Annotated in this window: 14 protein-coding genes, 1 pseudogene and 1 other annotated feature; of the genes and pseudogenes, 5 read left to right on the top strand and 10 right to left on the bottom strand. The window is 43.6% G+C overall.

Annotated features, from left to right (window positions below; genetic code table 11):
* Window positions 1-50 precede the first annotated feature (50 nt).
* The 6 genes from FTV88_RS14350 to FTV88_RS14380 form a co-directional block, all read right to left on the bottom strand.
* Window positions 51-2,495: an ATP-dependent Clp protease ATP-binding subunit gene (locus tag FTV88_RS14350; protein ID WP_153726242.1), complete on the bottom strand. Its 2,445-nt coding sequence runs from the start codon at window positions 2,493-2,495 to the stop codon at window positions 51-53.
* Between the two features lie 24 nt (window positions 2,496-2,519).
* On the bottom strand, window positions 2,520-3,590 hold the full coding sequence (locus tag FTV88_RS14355) for a protein arginine kinase (RefSeq protein WP_153726243.1): 1,071 nt from the start codon (window positions 3,588-3,590) through the stop codon (window positions 2,520-2,522).
* Between the two features lie 15 nt (window positions 3,591-3,605).
* A complete protein-coding gene (locus FTV88_RS14360) occupies window positions 3,606-4,130 on the bottom strand; it encodes a UvrB/UvrC motif-containing protein (RefSeq protein ID WP_153726244.1) in 525 nt (174 codons plus the stop codon).
* Between the two features lie 2 nt (window positions 4,131-4,132).
* The gene (locus tag FTV88_RS14365) at window positions 4,133-4,642 is read right to left on the bottom strand and encodes a CtsR family transcriptional regulator (RefSeq protein ID WP_153726245.1); all 510 of its coding nucleotides are present in this window, start codon (window positions 4,640-4,642) and stop codon (window positions 4,133-4,135) included.
* Between the two features lie 38 nt (window positions 4,643-4,680).
* On the bottom strand, window positions 4,681-7,284 hold the full coding sequence (clpB, locus tag FTV88_RS14370) for an ATP-dependent chaperone ClpB (RefSeq protein ID WP_153726246.1): 2,604 nt from the start codon (window positions 7,282-7,284) through the stop codon (window positions 4,681-4,683).
* A 303-nt stretch (window positions 7,285-7,587) separates the two neighbouring features.
* Window positions 7,588-7,843, bottom strand: a sequence feature (16S ribosomal RNA rRNA prediction is too short).
* Window positions 7,844-8,264: 421 nt separating this feature from the next.
* Entirely contained in the window at window positions 8,265-8,417 is a 153-nt protein-coding gene (locus FTV88_RS14380; RefSeq protein WP_153726247.1) for a hypothetical protein, read from the bottom strand.
* A gap of 920 nt (window positions 8,418-9,337) precedes the next feature.
* On the opposite strand from FTV88_RS14380, the gene FTV88_RS14385 reads away from it, so the two are divergent.
* The 5 genes from FTV88_RS14385 (at window position 9,338) to FTV88_RS14405 (ending at window position 13,798) form a co-directional block, all read left to right on the top strand.
* Window positions 9,338-11,134, top strand: coding sequence for an aldehyde ferredoxin oxidoreductase family protein (locus tag FTV88_RS14385; protein WP_153726248.1), 1,797 nt, complete (start codon window positions 9,338-9,340; stop codon window positions 11,132-11,134).
* Between the two features lie 156 nt (window positions 11,135-11,290).
* Entirely contained in the window at window positions 11,291-12,382 is a 1,092-nt protein-coding gene (locus FTV88_RS14390; protein WP_153726249.1) for a tungsten cofactor oxidoreductase radical SAM maturase, read from the top strand.
* Window positions 12,383-12,418: 36 nt separating this feature from the next.
* A complete protein-coding gene (locus FTV88_RS14395) occupies window positions 12,419-12,643 on the top strand; it encodes a MoaD/ThiS family protein (RefSeq protein WP_153726250.1) in 225 nt (74 codons plus the stop codon).
* 29 nt (window positions 12,644-12,672) lie between these two features.
* Window positions 12,673-13,005 carry a hypothetical protein gene (locus FTV88_RS14400; protein WP_162008070.1) on the top strand — a complete coding sequence of 111 codons (333 nt, stop codon included), beginning with the start codon at window positions 12,673-12,675 and terminating at the stop codon, window positions 13,003-13,005.
* A gap of 142 nt (window positions 13,006-13,147) precedes the next feature.
* A complete protein-coding gene (locus FTV88_RS14405; protein WP_153726252.1) occupies window positions 13,148-13,798 on the top strand; it encodes a redox-sensing transcriptional repressor Rex in 651 nt (216 codons plus the stop codon).
* Window positions 13,799-13,940: 142 nt separating this feature from the next.
* Here FTV88_RS14405 and FTV88_RS14410 read toward each other — a convergent pair whose 3' ends face one another.
* The 4 genes and pseudogenes from FTV88_RS14410 to FTV88_RS14425 all read right to left on the bottom strand — a co-directional run bounded on the left by FTV88_RS14410 (window position 13,941) and on the right by FTV88_RS14425 (window position 18,211).
* Window positions 13,941-14,261, bottom strand: coding sequence for a TusE/DsrC/DsvC family sulfur relay protein (locus FTV88_RS14410; protein WP_153726253.1), 321 nt, complete (start codon window positions 14,259-14,261; stop codon window positions 13,941-13,943).
* A gap of 118 nt (window positions 14,262-14,379) precedes the next feature.
* On the bottom strand, window positions 14,380-15,669 hold the full coding sequence (locus FTV88_RS14415) for a PDZ domain-containing protein (RefSeq protein WP_153726254.1): 1,290 nt from the start codon (window positions 15,667-15,669) through the stop codon (window positions 14,380-14,382).
* A 100-nt stretch (window positions 15,670-15,769) separates the two neighbouring features.
* Window positions 15,770-16,914, bottom strand: a pseudogene (locus FTV88_RS14420) (S41 family peptidase).
* 112 nt (window positions 16,915-17,026) lie between these two features.
* On the bottom strand, window positions 17,027-18,211 hold the full coding sequence (locus tag FTV88_RS14425) for a murein hydrolase activator EnvC family protein (RefSeq protein ID WP_153726255.1): 1,185 nt from the start codon (window positions 18,209-18,211) through the stop codon (window positions 17,027-17,029).
* Between the last annotated feature and the right edge of the window lie 22 nt (window positions 18,212-18,233).

The following is an 18,233-nucleotide window of genomic DNA, read 5'->3' on the forward strand; positions in this document are numbered from 1 at the left end:
CCTTGTCACAATTCGTGGCAAGAAGGCCCTTTTTTTATTCAAAGTGCTTTTTAGTTCAGGCTTTGAAAAGACAGCTTCCCTTCCTCTAGAGATATGCGAACTGTACTTCCTTTTCTAAAGTCATTGCGCAATAGGCCTTCTGATAGTTCGTCTTCCACCAGCCTCTGAATAGTGCGACGCAAGGGCCTGGCTCCATAGTTTTCATCATAGCCTTCTTTTGCTAAAAATGCTTCTACACCCTCTGCAACATCTAGGGAGATGTCATTTTCCTGTAGACGCTTGTGTAGATCTTGTAACATCAGTGTAACAATGCGGCTGATTTGTTCTTGGGTGAGAGGATGAAATACAATCGTTTCATCAATTCGATTGAGAAACTCTGGGCGAAAGCTTTTTTTCAATTCTTCCATGACTCGATTTTTCATGGCTTCATAATTGGCTTCTTCTTTTGCCGATCCTTCTGTTACCTTAAAGCCCATGACACCGGCTCGTTTGAGCATCTGTGCACCTACATTGGAAGTCATAATTATAACAGTATTTCGAAAATCTACCGTTCTTCCTTTGCTATCTGTCAGTCTACCATCTTCTAATACTTGCAAAAGTATATTAAAAACTTCGGGATGGGCTTTTTCAATCTCATCTAACAAAATAACAGAATAGGGTTTTCGCCGAACCGCTTCTGTCAATTGGCCGCCTTCATCATGACCGACATAACCTGGAGGTGCTCCTACGAGACGAGAAACAGCGTGTTTTTCCATGTACTCTGACATATCTACCCGAACCATAGCGTCTTCTCGACCAAAGAGTGAATCAGCGAGAGCTTTTGCTAGTTCTGTTTTACCTACACCGGTAGGACCTAAGAAGATGAAAGAGCCAATGGGTCTCTTCGGATCTTTTAAGCCTGCTCTAGCTCTTCTCACAGCTCGTGATACGGCTTTTACAGCTGCATCTTGACCCACTAGGCGCTCGTGAAGCACTTCTTCTAGTTTCAATAAACGAGCACTTTCTTCTTCCGCAAGTTTTTTCACGGGAATTCCTGTCCAACTCGCAATAATATGAGCAATATCTTCTTCTCGAACGTGTGAGTTAGAGATACCTCTTTCTTTCTCCCAAATCTGCTTTTCTTCTTCTAGTTGCTTTTTCAGCTTCATTTCTTCATCACGGAAAGAGGCTGCTTTTTCAAATTCTTGGGCCAAGACAGCTGCTTCTTTTTCTTTTCGTAACTCTTCTAGTTTTGCTTCGAGTTCTTTTAAATCCGATGGCGCTGTGTACGTTTGCAGGCGCACACGTGAAGCAGCTTCATCGATTAAATCAATGGCTTTATCTGGCAAATAGCGTTCGGTTATATAGCGATCCGACAGTTTGACTGACGCCTCAATGGCTTCATCGGTAATTTTGACTCGGTGATGGGCTTCATATCGATCTCGTAAGCCTTTCAATATGGCGAGAGCTTCTTCGATGGACGGTTCCCCAACTGTGATCGGTTGAAAACGGCGCTCTAACGCAGGATCTCTTTCAATATGCTTTCGATATTCATCAAGCGTTGTCGCTCCAATACACTGCAGCGCTCCTCTTGCAAGGGCTGGTTTGAGGATATTGGCTGCATCAATAGCGCCTTCTGCTGCACCAGCTCCAATCAAAGTATGCAATTCATCGATAAACAGAATAACATTGCCGGAAGCTCTGATCTCATCCATCACTTTTTTTAGTCGCTCTTCAAACTCACCGCGATATTTGGAGCCCGCCACAACGGAAGAGAGATCGAGGGTGATAACTCTTTTGCCTACAAGTGTTTCTGGTACATTGTTATCAATAATACGCTGTGCCAGACCTTCTGCTATGGCTGTTTTTCCTACACCAGGTTCCCCGATGAGTACGGGATTGTTTTTTGTTCTACGAGAAAGAATTTGAACAACTCGTTCTATTTCATTTTCCCGACCAATGACAGGATCAAGTTTGTTGTCTCGTGCGATTTGTGTTAAATCTCGTCCAAATTCATTGAGTGTAGGCGTACCTGAGTCATGGCTCATATTTTTTATAGGCATGGGCGCTCCTGGGGTCACAGGTGTTATACCTAGTAACATCATGACTTGGTTGCGTACTTTGTCTAAGTTCAATCCCAAATCTAATAAAACACGGGCTGCCACACCTTCCCCTTCGCGAATCAAGCCAAGCAAGATGTGTTCTGTTCCAACGTAGTTTACACCTTGACGTCGTCCTTCATCATTGGCCAATTCAAGGGCTTTTTTGGCGCGAGGGGTGAATCCTATTTCTTTCGGTGCTTCTTCACTCTGCCCTACCAGTCTGATCACTTGCTCCCGGACTTGCTCTAAATTAATGTTCATGGAAAGCAGTGCTTTGGCCGCAACGCCTTCCCCTTCTCGAATCAAGCCAAGTAACAGGTGCTCTGTTCCAACTGCAGGATGTCCTATACTTCTGGCTTCTTCCTGGGCCAGTGTGACTACCTTTTGTGCTTTTTCTGTGAATCGACCGAGCATAAACTTGCCTCCCTTTTTTGAACTTTATTTCTCTATTTTATCTAGTAGTTTTTCTCGAATCATGGTTGCTCTTTGTACATCTCTTTCAAAAGGACTTAATTCTTTTCCTTTCATTTTTTGTAAAAAAGCAGGTCTCGTTAGAACAAGCATTTCATTCATGGTTTGTAGTGACGCTGTCTTGATTATACCCACATCAATACCCAATCGTACTTTTGACAGAAGTGACATGGATTCTTGGGAACTCATCACTCTTGCATGGGTCAATGCACCATAGGCCCGGCATACTTGATCTTCAAGCTGATTTTTTGTTTCTTTTAGCAGTACATGACGGGCCATTCTTTCCTGATCGATAAGTTGCTTGGCGACAACAAGTAAACTTGAAATTATTTCTTCTTCTGAGCGACCCAATGTCACTTGATTAGAGATCTGAAAGAGATTCCCCGTTGCTTCTGTTCCTTCTCCATAAAGACCTCTTACAGTCATGCCCAATTGACTCAGTGATGCCAATACACGGGTAGCCTGATTGGTCATGACGAGAGCAGGCAAGTGCATCATAACAGATGCTCTTAACCCGGTCCCTACGTTTGTAGGGCAAGCTGTTAGGTAGCCCAGTTTCTCATCAAAGGCAAAATCTAAAACACTTTCAAAAAGATCATCCACTTGGCTTGCTTCATTCCAAACCTTTTCTAGTTCTAAACCGGAATATAAGCATTGAATCCTTAAATGATCCTCTTCGTTAATTAAGATTGAAATGTCCTCATCCTGGCTGATCAGCAATCCTCTACCGCCAGCTTCTTCTGCATGTTGTGGACTAATTAAATGTTTGTCAACGAGAATAGAACGTTCTATAGGCTGTAAATCTTGTAAATATACCGGGGTAAGATCCTTTACCTGTTCATTCGATTGAAGCGATTGCAAAGCTTCGTAAATCATGGCAACCACTTTTTTTGCTTCTGTCGTTTGTAAGAGATGAGGAAAGGGAATGGCGCTTATGTTTCTCGCGAGCCGTACCCTAGAGCTAATGACTATATCGGCTTCTTCCCCTGTGCCTTCCATCCATTTTGATGAAGCTTGACTAAAAAATTTTTCAAACATAGCATCCCACCCCTTTTATCGACCTAGTTTTTTCTCGATCTCTCGGATCTGATCGCGCACCTTAGCAGCTTCTTCGAATTCTTCTCGCACTACATGCTCTTGCAAAGCCAGGCGTAACGATTGAATTTCTCTTTCAAGGCGAATCGTCCCACCCGTACGTTGCGGTACTTTCCCTGTATGACGATTCGAGCCCTGGACACGTCTTAGCAAAGGACCTACTTTATCTTTGAAGTGTTTGTAGCAACGATTGCACCCAAATCGACCAATTTGACTCATTTGATTATAGTTAAAACCGCAACTTTCGCATTTTTCTGGCGGGGTAAAGGTTAGATTCATTGACGCACCTGTAGCTTGCGGATCATAGCCAAGCAAACCTGCAAGAAATTTATTCAAAGGAAAGTTCGCATCTATACCGAGGGTCCATTCTTTATGCTGTGCTTGCGCACAATCTTCACAAAGATGAACTTCTGATTTTTCACCATTTATTATCTTCGTTAAATGGACTGCGGCGGGCTTTTTTTGGCATTCATCACAATACATGGTTATCCCCCTTGTTTTCTGAAATTCTTTTTCATCTTTTTTTGGCATTCTTGACGAAAAAGAGAATAGAGCATAGCACGAATTAATCGCGCTCGTAAATGATCTCGTTGTGGCAACTCCCCCTGAAGGATATCTCTCTGTATGGCGGCAGACATAAGCATACCTTCTCGTGCGGTGAGAATACCTTCTTCTACGAGATGCTCTATCATCCTTCTTCCCTGTCCCTCTGATATCATTTCACCAAGCTTATTGGACAGGTAGTCCCACAAATCAGATTCGTCCTCGATAGATAATTTGACAATACGAACATAGCCACCGCCACCTCTTCTGCTTTCAACAACATAGCCTTGTTCAGCAGCAAAGCGGGTTGTAAGCACGTAGTTAATCTGAGAAGGAACGCAACCAAAGATAGTTGCCACTTGTTGTCTCTGAATTTCAATCATTCTCTCATCACTTTGGGCAATCATTTCTTTAATGTATTGTTCTATTTTATCGGCCAAGTTGTTGGACAAGAGCTACACCTCCTCTTTGCCCTTTCTCATTTTTCTTCTCATAGCACAATTTCTATGACTCCTTCTCGACTATCTACAATCACTTTTTGACCATCTTTGACAGTCCCTGCAATGATTACTCTAGCTAGAGGTGTTTCTACATAACGTTGTAAATATCTTTTTAATGGTCTTGCTCCATAGACAGGATCGTAAGCTTCTCTGGCCATTTGTTGCTTGGCTGCATCTGTGATTTCAAGGATGATTTGTCGCTCTTCCAATCGATTCTGAAGTCTTATCGTTAAGATATGAATAATTTTAGCAATCTCTTCAGTGCTTAAGGGAGCAAAAAGTACTGTTTCATCGACTCGATTTAAAAATTCGGGACGAAAGTGATTCCGCAAAAGGTTCATAACTTCTTGACGAGTTGATGCTTTTATTTCCCCTTCAGTGTCAATGCCCTCTAATAAAAATTGCGACCCAATGTTAGAGGTCATAATAATGACGGTGTTCTTAAAATCTACTGTGCGTCCCTGTGAATCAGTAATGCGTCCATCATCTAAAATTTGCAAAAGTAAGTGAAAAACTTCAGGATGCGCTTTCTCTATCTCATCGAAGAGAATCACTGCGTAGGGCTTGCGACGAACAGCTTCTGTTAATTGTCCACCTTCATCATAGCCTACATAACCAGGAGGAGCACCGATTAGCCGCGAAACAGCAAATTTCTCCATGTATTCGGACATGTCAATACGAATCATGTTCTCTTCACTGTCGAATAAAGCTTCAGAAAGGGCACGGGTCAATTCTGTTTTTCCCACGCCTGTTGGTCCTAAAAATATAAAAGAACCGATGGGCCTCTGTGGATCTTTGATACCAGCTCGCGCTCTTAATACAGCATCTGTTACTTTTTGAACAGCTTCATCTTGCCCGACAACGCGTTGTTGTAAGATTTCTTCTAACCGTAACAATTTTTCTCTTTCACCTTCTACGAGACGAGTAAGAGGAATTCCTGTCCAACGAGCTACCACTTCTGCAATCTCTTCTTGTGTTACCTCCTCACGCAATAGTCTGTGATCACCTTGTTGCTCTGTCAGCTTTTCTTCTTCTTCTTTTAGTTGACCTTCTAATTGCGGTATTTTTCCATGACGCAGTTCAGCAAGGCGATTTAGATTGTATTCTCTTTCAGCTGCTTCTTCTTCACGGCGTGTTTCTTCGATTTCCTCGCGAAGTGACTGGATTTTTCGTATTCTCTCTCGCTCTAATTCTAGTTGTGCCTTCATTACGGTTGCTTTTTCTTTCAGTTCCGCCAGCTCTTTAAGAAGTCGTTCTCTTCTTTCCTGACTGGCAAGATCTTTTTCGTTGGCCAGAGCCGCTTCTTCTATTTCTAGTTGTAAAAGGCGACGATTCACTTCATCGACTTCCGTAGGCAATGAGTCTATTTCCGTACGAATCATGGCGCAGGCTTCGTCGACCAAATCAATGGCTTTGTCAGGGAGAAAGCGATCGCTAATATATCGATCCGATAAGGTAGCTGCAGCCACTAAAGCATTGTCTTGTATCTTTACACCATGATGAACTTGAAAGCGCTCTTTCAGTCCTCGTAATATTGAAATGCTATCTTCTACCGTTGGAGGTTGCACTATTACCGGTTGAAAGCGGCGCTCCAAGGCCGCATCTTTTTCAATGTATTTCCTATATTCATCAAGTGTCGTAGCACCTATGCAGTGAAGCTCCCCGCGAGCCAGCATTGGTTTTAGCATGTTGCCTGCGTCCATAGCCCCTTCTGCTTTACCAGCACCGACAATGGTATGCAATTCATCAATAAATAGCAGCATTCGTCCTTCACTTTTCTTAATTTCTTGCAACACTGCTTTTAAACGCTCTTCAAATTCACCACGATATTTAGCGCCTGCAAGAAGAGCGCCTAAATCAAGGGCAAAAATCGATCTATCTTTGAGTCCTTCAGGAACGTCACCTCGAACAATTCTTTGAGCCAAACCCTCCACGATAGCTGTTTTTCCTACGCCGGGCTCACCAATAATTACAGGATTGTTTTTCGTTTTCCGTGACAGAATTCGTATAACCCTGCGTATCTCCCCATCGCGACCAATTACCGGATCCATCTTGCCTCGTCGTGCTTCTGCAACTAGTTCACGACCGTATTTTTCAAGAACTTCATAAGTATCTTCTGGTGTTGGATTTGTAATTCGTTGATGACCTCGCAAAGTGGTTAATGCTTGTAATATGCTTTGACGATGAATCTTATATTTGCGAAGTATCTTAGCTGTGGAAGATATTTCTTTTTCTTCTGTTAAAGCTAACATGAAGTGTTCTGAGGAAATGTATTCATCTTTCAACTGTCGAGCTTCATCTTCAACGGTTATAAAAAGATTTCTCAAGCGCTTTGATAAGTAAATTTTATCAGCTTCTATGCCGCTGCTGTATTGTTTTGGTCTTCTATCTAGTTCTTGCTGGATATCTTGCTTAAATTGCTCAACATCTATATTCATTTTCGTTAGAAGACGGCTTAGGAGGCCTTCTTTCTGCTCTACCAGGGCTAAAAGTAGATGATCGACATCTACTTCTGCATGATGATATCGATTTGTTAGAGATTGAGCAGCCAAAAAAGCCTCTTGCATTTTTTCTGTCATTTTATGCAAATTCATATTGGCACCTCCTGCGTGCTTTTCCTTCTAATCTGCTTTTGACTAACTTTGACCTTCTGCTGCTATTATAACCATGACACCATACCTATAATCAATTCTTTTCTCCGATGATATTCACCGATTAGAGCCATTTATGTCTTTACATCGCTATAATACACAATAGCAAGCATCTTTTGACCTTTTTTGACTTTCTGTTTTTCGCGACGAAGTAGGCAAAGAGTTCAGAGGAATAACAAAAAACCTTAGATATTATTATCTAAGGTTTTATATACATGTAAATGGCTCCTCGAGTAGGACTCGAACCTACAACCTACCGGTTAACAGCCGGTTGCTCTACCGATTGAGCTATCGAGGAATATTGTTTTAGCTCAATGATTCTTTTCAGAGTATATTGCTCCTTTGGTTGTCCCATGATGCCATAGAACAACTTTATGCGGTATTAGCTCTCCTTTCGGAAAGTTATCCCCCTCTTATAGGTAGGTTATCCACGCGTTACTCACCCGTTCGCCACTAAGTCTTGGAATAGCAAGCTATCCCTTAACTCCGTTCGACTTGCATGTGTTAGGCATGCCGCCAGCGTTCGTCCTGAGCCAGGATCAAACTCTCCAAAAAATTATGGGTGAGCCTGATAAAGCTCTTAATTGACTTTTTTTGATAACTTTTGTATTTATAATGAAGGTTTCGAAAAACCATCACCGAATCTGCAAAAGCTCTCAGAATTGATTGGTTTGTCGTAAGCCCGAAAGCTTCGACATTTTCGCACGCTTGACTTGTTTACAACTGTTTGATTTTCAAGGACCAGAATTGAAATTATACCATTCTTTATTGACTTTCGTCAATTGGTATTTGCTGCCTCACAGCAGCGACATTTGCTATTATTGCATAACTAACAAAGATACGCAACCATCAGTTTTTTCCAATTGCGTATTTTGTGCACAAAAAACAAATATTTTTTTGTAAAGAGCCCGAAGGCCCTTTGTTTACTGATTTTTTTCTGGTTTACGGTCTCCTGTGCTTCCTTTAATATGCGCTTCAGTGTTATCCATAACACGTAGATGGGTACCCTCTTCTCCAACTTCACGCATAACCAAAGTATCTTGATCAGGATCTTTTTTTGTTTTTTTCTTTTCCATTGTAATCACTCTTTCTTTTATAGATCTTATTCTTGGGTACAATTGAGAAGCAGAACTACTAGATTTGCTAGAAGTAGAAGCCAGAAAGAAATTTTGCTCTACTTTTATTTGTCATCTTTAATGTAAGCAAAATTCTACCGTTAAGGTAACCCATAAAAGCTCTCTTTACTCCTTATTATTTTAGTAAAGGAAAATTTTTTTTTGTTCTTGTATTATGCCTATTGCAAAAGGTATTAGTGAAGTAAAAGACTGCCGATTGCATTTACAATAGGCCAAAACGCAGTCACAACCAGCAAAATGTATCTGGGTCAGGTGTTATGACTTCCTGGAGAGAGGACTTCAGACCTCAGCCATCGGCAGCTTGCTGCCGCTCATGGCGTGGGATGAGTCCGTTCGGAAGGAAATCATAACGCCTGACCCCACCACAGGGTAGCTATTTTCGTGTTAACCCCTCATGCCCGTCCGGACACAACCAGATATAAAAATTCTATTTTGTGTTAAGTAACTGAAAACTCTGAACACCTATTCATTTTTCGACCCAAACATGATAAAATCATAGCCGTAGGTACGTTTTCCCGAGAGAATGGACAATCCATCTTTTTCAGTTTACAGGGAGAAGTATGCCCCTCCTTGTTCAAGAGAGCGCAAGTGATTTGTCTCCAGCTACCTCGGCTAGGTTTCAAAAAAGACAAGCCTTACCTTGTTCCATATTCTATACCACTACACACTGTCTTTATACCCAAAATTCTCAATGTAGCATCGCTACTCCTATCTCGAAGCCTTCATGAAAATGAAACCTTTCTTACTTGCAACTCTTTTACCAAAGACAAGAAGTATCCCAAGGGCAAGAAAACCTACAAAAAAAGACAAGTACATAGGTGAAAATGGAACATGTATCAGCAATTCTGGGAGGAATGGACATGAAAGCTTATGTCGGAACGATTCTGCGGATCAATCTGACGACAAAGACGATTACGAAAGAAGCCATTGATCCTGAAATGGCTCAGAAGTTCGTAGGCGGCCGTGGTCTCGCTACCTATATGTTAGCGCAAGAAATCGACCCTGCCATTGATGCTTTAAGCCCTGAAAACAAAATTTTTATTGCAACAGGACCTTTAACAGGCACCAATGCACCGACAAGCGGACGATATATGGTTGTAACCAAGGCACCTTTAACAGGTACCATAGCCTGTTCTAACTCCGGTGGTTACTGGGGTCCTGAATTAAAAAATGCTGGTTACGACATGGTCGTTTTAGAAGGGAAAGCAGAAAATCCCGTCTATATCTCTATTGTCGACAACGAAGTTGAAATCAGAGATGCAGCGCACCTCTGGGGCAAAAAAGTAAACGATACGACGGACACTTTGCTTGAAGAAATGGCCGACCCCAAAGCGCGTGTCCTCTGCATCGGTCCTGCCGGTGAGCAGTTGTCCCCCATCGCAGCTGTTATGAATGAGCGTTTCCGTGCAGCCGGTCGTTCTGGCGTTGGAGCTGTCGTCGGCTCGAAAAACGTAAAAGCAATCGTTGTGCGTGGCTCTAAGAAAGTAGAAATTGCCGATAGCGAAAAAATGCGCGACATCTTAAAAGGCGCTATGGGCAAAATCCGTGAAAACGGTGTGACCGGTCAAGGTTTACCGAAGTACGGCACTGCGATTCTCGTAAACATCATCAACGAAAACGGCGTTTATCCTACTCGCAACTTCCAGCAAGGTGTTTTCGATGAAGCAGAAGCCGTTTCTGGTGAAGCACTAGAAGCCAACTATCTGGTCAAGCGCGATCCCTGTTACCGTTGTCCTATCGCTTGCGGTCGTTACTGCAAAGCTGACGACATGGAAGGTGGCGGACCGGAATACGAAACCCTCTGGGCCTACAGTGCTGACTGCGGCGTCAGTGACTTAAAAGCAGTCATCAAAGCCAACCACCTTTGCAACGACTATGGTATTGATACAGTTTCAGCAGGTTGTACCATTGCTTGTGCGATGGAGCTCTATGAAAAAGGTTATATCAAAGAAGAAGAGCTCGATGGACCGGCTCTAAAATTCGGTAATGGCGAAGCCATCGTCGAGTGGACTCGCAAAATGGGCGCTGGCGAAGGTTTTGGCGCTAAGCTTGCCCAGGGTTCCTATCGCTTGGCTGATTCCTATGGCGTTCCCGAACTATCTATGACGGTGAAAAAGCAAGAACTTCCTGCTTATGACCCTCGCGGTATTCAAGGACAAGGCGTACAATACGCAACTTCTAACCGTGGTGGTTGTCACGTTCGTGGCTACCTCATCTCCCCTGAGATCCTCGGACTTCCTGAAAAACTCGACCGCCTGTCCCTAGAAGGCAAGCCCCTATGGACGAAGATTTTCCAAGATCTAACTGCTACCATTGACGCAACAGGTCTTTGCCTCTTCACTTCCTTTGCACTCGGTGCACAAGACTACGCTGATATGCTGACAGCAGCAACAGGTCAAGAGTGGACCGCAGAAGCAGTTCTTGAAGCCGGAGACCGCATCTATAATATTGAACGCCTCTTTAACATCCAAGCTGGCTTTACCAAAGCCGACGACACCCTGCCGAAGCGCTTGTTAGAAGATCCTATTCCAGACGGACCAAGCAAAGGCTGGGTTACCAAGCTTGATGAACTTCTACCTCTTTACTATGAAGTTCGAGGCTGGGATGCTGAAGGCGTACCCACTGAAAAGAAACTAAAAGAACTTGGCCTGGCGTAAGTACGATTCTGTATAGATTGCAATACGAAGGTCATCTAATAAGACAATAAGTTCCAGCTACGATTGATATTTTGGAAGAAAAGGGAGGGCTCAATTCGAGACCCTCCCTTTTCTTATAAAAAAGCAACAAAGGAGGGAAGGCGCCTGCGCCACTCCATGAACAATCAAGAATTTGAAATCATCTATCACCCCAAACCAACTTTGAAAAAACTTTACGTAGAAATTACCTCTCGCTGTAATTTGTCTTGCGTTATGTGCTTTCGTCGTAGCATGAAAGATCGACAAGGTGACATGAAGCAGGAAACTTTTCATAAAATCTTAGAGGGGGCAAAAGACTTTCCTCATCTGAAGGAAATCGTCTTCGGCGGCATTGGAGAGAATTTTGTTCACCCCCACTTTTTATCGTGGGTACGAGAAGCAAGACACCGAAATCTTGAAGTAACCATTTTTACAAACGGTACTTTGCTAGATGAATCTACGATTGAAACACTTTTGGATCTTGATGTTTCTCGCCTCATGATATCTCTGGACAGCCCTGATCCTCTGGGCTATGATCAAATCAGAGGTCACAACTTGGAAAAACTGTTAACCCAGATGGCCGCTCTCAATCTCGCCAAGAAGCGTCGTCGCCTCGAACGCCCCTGGTTAATTTCTGAGTTTGTCCTAATGCGAAACAACTATCACTCTCTACCTGCCCTTGTAAACCTCGCCTCTCAATACGATATTCGTGAAATCCACCTTACCAACCTCATGCCTTTTACCGCATCTATGGCAGAACAAACTTTATACCACCCCGCTTTGCCAGATGATCTTGAAAAAGTGCTATCGCAAGCTCGTTTACGCAGTTTGTCCGGTCAAATCACCTTGATTGAACCTGAATTTTCTCTTAAGACAGAGCGCAAATGCCAGTTTATTGAAGATTGGGCTTGTGCAATTGGCTGGCACGGTCAGGTCTCACCTTGTTTTCGCCACCTTCACTCCTATCAAGAATTTGTCTTTGGGCGAAAAAAAGAGGTTCGAGCTTATGATTTTGGCAACATTCAAGAAAAATCACTTTATGAGATCTGGACGTCCCCACAGTATATGGAGTTGCGTTACAAGTTGAGTCAAGGCATTTACCCATCCTGCACCGATTGCAACTTTGTCAATGGTTGTGATTACGTTCTTGATTCTGATGCAGACTGTTATTACAACAGCCCGGGCTGCGCTGACTGCCTCTGGTCTCGGCGGTTGGCTCTGTGCCCCTAAAATTGCAACTATCTCGCTTCAAAGGGAGGTATCGTAATGAAAGTATTAGTAAAACTTTTTGCAACTTTTCGTGATAAACGTTTCATTAAGCAAGAAATGGAATTTCCTGAGCAAACAGAGGTTCGAGATGTTTTAAAAGTTCTCGATATAGCGGATGAAGAAGTGGCTATATTACTGGTCAACGGACGAAACGCAGAAGTGGACCATCCCTTACAAGACGGTGACACGCTTTCTTTATTTCCCCCTGTCGGCGGTGGGTAACAGGTAGCACCTAAAAAGGGTGATGTACTGTGTCCACAATGGAAATCCTTTTATTTTTTTTCTTTTTGGTTAAAGAACTTATGCTTTTTTTCCTCTTGACACCTTACTTCTGGCTTGCTGCCTTACTTCTTCTAGCCCTTACCCTTTTGGTCGTAAAAAGGAAAAGTGATGCAATCTCGGCTCAGCAGACAGATACAAGACCCATAGATACAAAAACAGAAGAGAGTTTTGATATACTGGGTCTAGGTCAAGAGGATCGTGCCACTGAAAGGTTTCAGCAGCAATATGAGCTTTTAAATCATCGTTATGAAGAGCCTGGTGAAAAAGAAAAAAGAAAAGAAAAAGTCCCTGGTCGTGCTTAAAACCAGGGACACCTTCTTTTCTTACCTCAAATAAACATTCACTAAAAAAACTCTTTCACTTGTCCTATACGGATTGTGATATTTATATTATACTGAAGGTAGAAGCACTTGGGTAAGATTGTACATAGCGGAGGGGAATTCCTTGAAAGTATTAAAAATTCCAGAACCAACTGTTGTTCGCCTTTCTCTCTATTCACGCTTCTTAAACCAAGCCAACGACAAAGGGATGGATATCATCTCATCCGATGAAATCGGCGTCGCCGTCGGCATTCCTTCCGCCCAGGTACGTAAAGATCTCTCCTACTTTGGTGAGTTTGGAATTCGTGGTGTTGGCTATCGGGTGAAAGATCTCTGTGAACAAGTGGACAAGCTACTCTGTGTGAATCAGCCTTGGCCTGTCGTCATTATTGGTGCCGGTCACCTTGGGAAAGCAATGGCAACCTACAAAGGTCTACTTGATCGCGGTTTTGAAGTGGTTGCTCTTTTTGATACTGATTCTGATGCCATTGCTTCTTCTGCCTCGTCAGAAGAAGTATCTGATAATCTTCCTATCTATCCCTTACGTGAGCTCGAGAGAGTCGTTCAGGAAAAGAAGATTAAAATGGGTATCATCGCTGTTCCTGCGGAGTCGGCACAGTCGATTGCTGAAGCCTTAATCCAAACTGGTGTTGCTTCCATAATCAACTTTGCACCTGTTGTATTAAATGTACCTGAACATGTAGAAATACGTAACATAGATCTGACGGTGAATTTAGAGGTCTTGAGCTTTAATCTGGGCATGCGTAGTTCTTAAAAGTACAGAACACAGTGGGGGCGGTTCTGCTGTGCTCCAGGGGATAGTACTTCTGTGTTCAGTCCTTTTCGAAAAAGAAAAAGAGAGAAGACTTTTATAAGCTTCTCTCTTTTTTCTTTTTCTTTTTCTGTATTTACTCCATCTATACACAACCTGTAGGCTTTGGTAAGCCTGCTATTTTACAGGCTCCTTTGATGGGACCTGAGGGGAAATAGTCGTATAGTTGTCTCAGGGTAATATCGACTTCGTTACAAAGACTTCGAATCATGGGAGCAATGCCGTTTTTTTGATAATAGTTGCGCATGTAGTAAATCACTTTCCAGTGCCTTTCTGTTAGCTCCTTAACTTCTTCGAGCCGTGCAAGTGCTTCAGCGACTTCTTCACTCCACAGCGTTGGATCGACAAGAAAACCTTCTTCTGTGAGTTCAATCGTACAGCCGGATTTTGTAGTGATGGTAGACACTAACGGGAGCCTCCCCTGTTCTCATGCGATACATTCTATGTTTTATTAGTGTTTTCGAATATGAGTGGTTCAAAGATCCTAAAATCCTCAAGCAGGGCATACTGTTCATTTTTTCTGCTCATTCTTTCTGATCCCTTTTCCCTCTCCATTTGGAAATCCACCGCTCTAAAGGTCCATTGGTAGCAATTTTTACTTGTGCTGGCTCGGTCTCGTCCGGTGCTGCGATAATACCAACGGGTTCGTTCCACTTTTTCTCGACTCTTTTGCTGCGCCAGACGCCTTCATTTTTTCCACCAGGTAAAAAATCCACTTCTACGTAAAGAGGCGATGTAGATAGAGCCATGGTCAGATCGCTTCTTGTTTTTACATCATAGCCGTTCACACGACCAATGATATCACCAGTCTGTAGACCTAGCTTTTGGGCTGGTGAGCCTTCAGCGATAGAAAGAATACGCAAACCCCAAGGTGAGGAGTTAAAGTAGGGCTTGCCACTTAGTTCTCGTCGCTGGGTCCACAAGATGAGTGCTTCATGGCCAAGGGGGCCAAATAGAGCGGCTAAGATGGCCAGAGAAGGCGCGAAAGAGGCCAAAAGAGCAAGGCCTAACAGAATGAGGCTGTACAAACCAAGCATGAAAGCAGAAAGCCGCGAGTGCTCCCGAGGTGGCCTTGTAACAGCAAGATCGCCATAGCCAAGACCAGCTACAATCGGTAAGGGCACAAAGAGGAGCATATAACCTATTTCAGGCTCCATGGGAGGCGGTGCAATCAAGGGCCACCAGGAGGGCATGGCCATACCTGAAGTAGCCAAACCACTATCTTCTGGGATGGCGACCAAGGTGAGTACCATCAGTGGAATGGGCCAAAAACTTTGCAAATTATAGCCACCCACGGTTGAGCCATTGCGATGAGCGATATAAACCGGTACAGAGCTGCGGTGACCAGTGAAGTAGATTAATAAGGCTTCCACCATATGCAAAATAGCGACTAAGCCCATAATTTGAGCCACGCTTACGGCTTCCCAACCAAAGATAATGGCCACTAAAGAAATAATGCCACCTGCATAAGCAAAGCAAAGGTAACGCGTGTTAATCAGCATCAAAAGCAAGGCCACAGGCCAAAGGTAAAGAAAGCCTGCTTCTGTAATCGTAATGCCGAAAAAAATTAATAAAGATGAACCGATGATGCCACCAAAGACGCCATAGACAATGGCAATTACGATGGGGCGCCAGGCGCTTTCTTGTTCGATGTGAAAAAGCTCTGCTTTCATTTTGGCCATGCGACGATATTGCAGGGCTATGAGGAGCACAATGAGCCAAAACAAAGAAGGGTATTGGAAAGGCTGAGCAACCAGCAACCAAATACCCTGAAAAATCAATTCGAGCATATTCCACAGGTTAAATGCTTCCATTGTCTACAACCTGCCTAGTTTTATTTACGGCTAGAAGCTTCTATGCCACGCCTTGTCAAAACTCTTATCGAAATTCTTATCGAAGCTCTTATTGAATCTCTTATTGAATCTTCCCTTGTATGATCTCCAGTGCTTTTAGCTTTTGAATATCTTGTCTTTCATCTGCTTTTTCCACACTTAAGGGGTGATCGGTTCTGTTTTCTAGCTCCACAACGACATCGGGTTCAATACCGAGCTTGTGAATGTCATTTTCTTTTGGAGTAAGATATTTGGCTGTTGTTAGCTTGAGGCTGCCCCGCCATCAAGCTCCATCACCATTTGAACAATGCCTTTGCCAAAGGTTTTGGTGCCAACCAGTGTGCCTGTGCCGTTGTCTTTCACAGCGCCAGCTACAATTTCTGAGGCACTGGCTGAGCCACCATTAATCAGGATGACCAGCGGAAGCCCGATATAGTCACGGGTGCTATAGGCTGTTTCAGTGCCCTCTGAACGGTCAACAATGTGTACAACAGGCCCTTCGGGGATAAAGTTTGAGGCGATATCAACGGCGGAGTCTAACTCTCCACCAGGGTTATCGCGTAAGTCAAGGATAATGCCTTTCGCGCCTTCATCCTTAAATCTACGCAAAGCGCGATCGACTTCGTTGGCTGCAATTTTGTTAAATTGGCTGATCTGAATGACACCAATTCGTTTGTCTTGTTCAGAAAAATCTGCTGTAACCACTGGAATTTGCACTTCTTCCCGAACAATGGTCATTTCATGAAACCCTTGTCCGTCTTCACGGAAGATGGTGAGGTGTACTTCTGAACCTTCGGGCCCTTTGATTTTTGAAACTGCTACATCTACATCCATGTCAGCCACATCTTCGCCATCTACTTTAACGATGACGTCGCCAGCTCTTAATCCTGCTCGCTCGGCAGGACCACCTTTAATCGGTGATACAACAACAAGCTTGTTGACATCTCTTTTGCTGACATAGACGCCAATACCAGTGAAACTACCTTGAATTTGCTCAAAAAGCTGTTTGTACTGTTCTGGATCTAAGTAGCTAGAATAGGGGTCATTCAAGGAACCGACAATGCCTTTCATCGCTCCATCTACAAGGGTGGAAAATGGAACAGGTTCCAGGTATTCTCGATTCACCAGGTGAACGACTTTGGCAAGTCGACCTAGGTGCTGATAGTTTGTTATTACCAAGGCGGCTAGTGTTGCTGTGGTCAGAATACTAATAGCAACAACGATCACCGCCAAAATGGTGAGGCCTCTACGACGTCCAGTCAATCACTTCAACCACCTTAATTCGGATTTCCTTCCCTTCTACTTCTATACGCAGTGCAGAAGGTTTGTATTCTTCCCTTTAGCGTCCGATGTAGGGCATTGGATTTACAGGGTGTCCCTTTTCTCGCACTTCAAAGTGCAGATGAGGACCTGTGCTCCAGCCCGTTGAACCAACAGCACCAATGCGCGCTCCTTTTTGTACCGTTTGGCCTTCGCGAACGCCGATGACAGACATATGAGCATATAAGGTTGAAGTCCCGCCACCATGATCGATAATTACAGTATTGCCATAACCGCCACTATTACCGGCAAATATAACTACGCCTGTCTGGGCCGCTAAAATGGGTGTGCCTGAAGAGGCGGCAAAATCGACACCCGTATGAAAGCGCTCTGTACGTAGAACAGGATGCATGCGCCCACCATAAGCCGAGGTCACTCTCGCATTATGAGGAAGTGGGAAAACCATAGGCCCTGAGCCCATTCTAGCTCTGTTTTGTTGAGCTTGTAGGTTTTGAATGATGCTTTGAAGCTGTCTAGAGGTTCGCTCTAGATCGTCAAGCATCTGCTCTACAACTTCTTTTTGCGATGTTACTTCTTGTAAAAGCCGCTGGTGTTCTTGGCTTTGTTCTACAAGACGTCTTTTTTCCGCTTCCGCATTGCTTTTTAGTGTATTGAGTTCATTTTTGCGAAATTCTAGATCTGCTTTGTGCGCTGCGATGGCTCTTTCTTCTTCTTCAATCTGACGAATTAGCTTGGCGTCTTGCTCTACAATTTTTTCCATTAAGTCAAGACGGGTTAGAAAATCGACGATATGCGTTGCTTCAAGCAATACTTCTACATAAGAGACATTGCCGTTTATGTACATGTCTCGAATTCGCATTTTTAAGAGCCCCAATTGCTCTTCATGTCGCTGTTGTGCTGCTTCTAGTTCTTTTTGAGCTAGATTGATTTGTTTTTGTACCGTTTCCATTTGCTGATTCAATTCAGCAATCGCTCTTTCTGTCTGGGTAATCTCCCGAGCTACAATGTCAAGTCGTCCTAGAATGGTTCTTTCTTCTTGTTTCTTCGCAGCAAGTTCGCTGCGAGCTCTATCGATCTGTTGCTGTATCTGGTTCTGTTCTTGACGGCGCTGGGTCAGTTCATCGGCCATGGCAATGCCTTGCCCTTGATAGCCCAGCCCCGGAAGAAGCAAAGTAGATAAGAGGGCTGTCCCTACAACAACGGCAACAAAACGACGGGATAGTGGATTTTTGGTGTTTTCCATAGGGTTGTCATCGCTCCTTCTG

The organism is Heliorestis convoluta, from assembly GCF_009649955.1.
GTDB lineage: Bacteria > Bacillota > Desulfitobacteriia > Heliobacteriales > Heliobacteriaceae > Heliorestis > Heliorestis convoluta.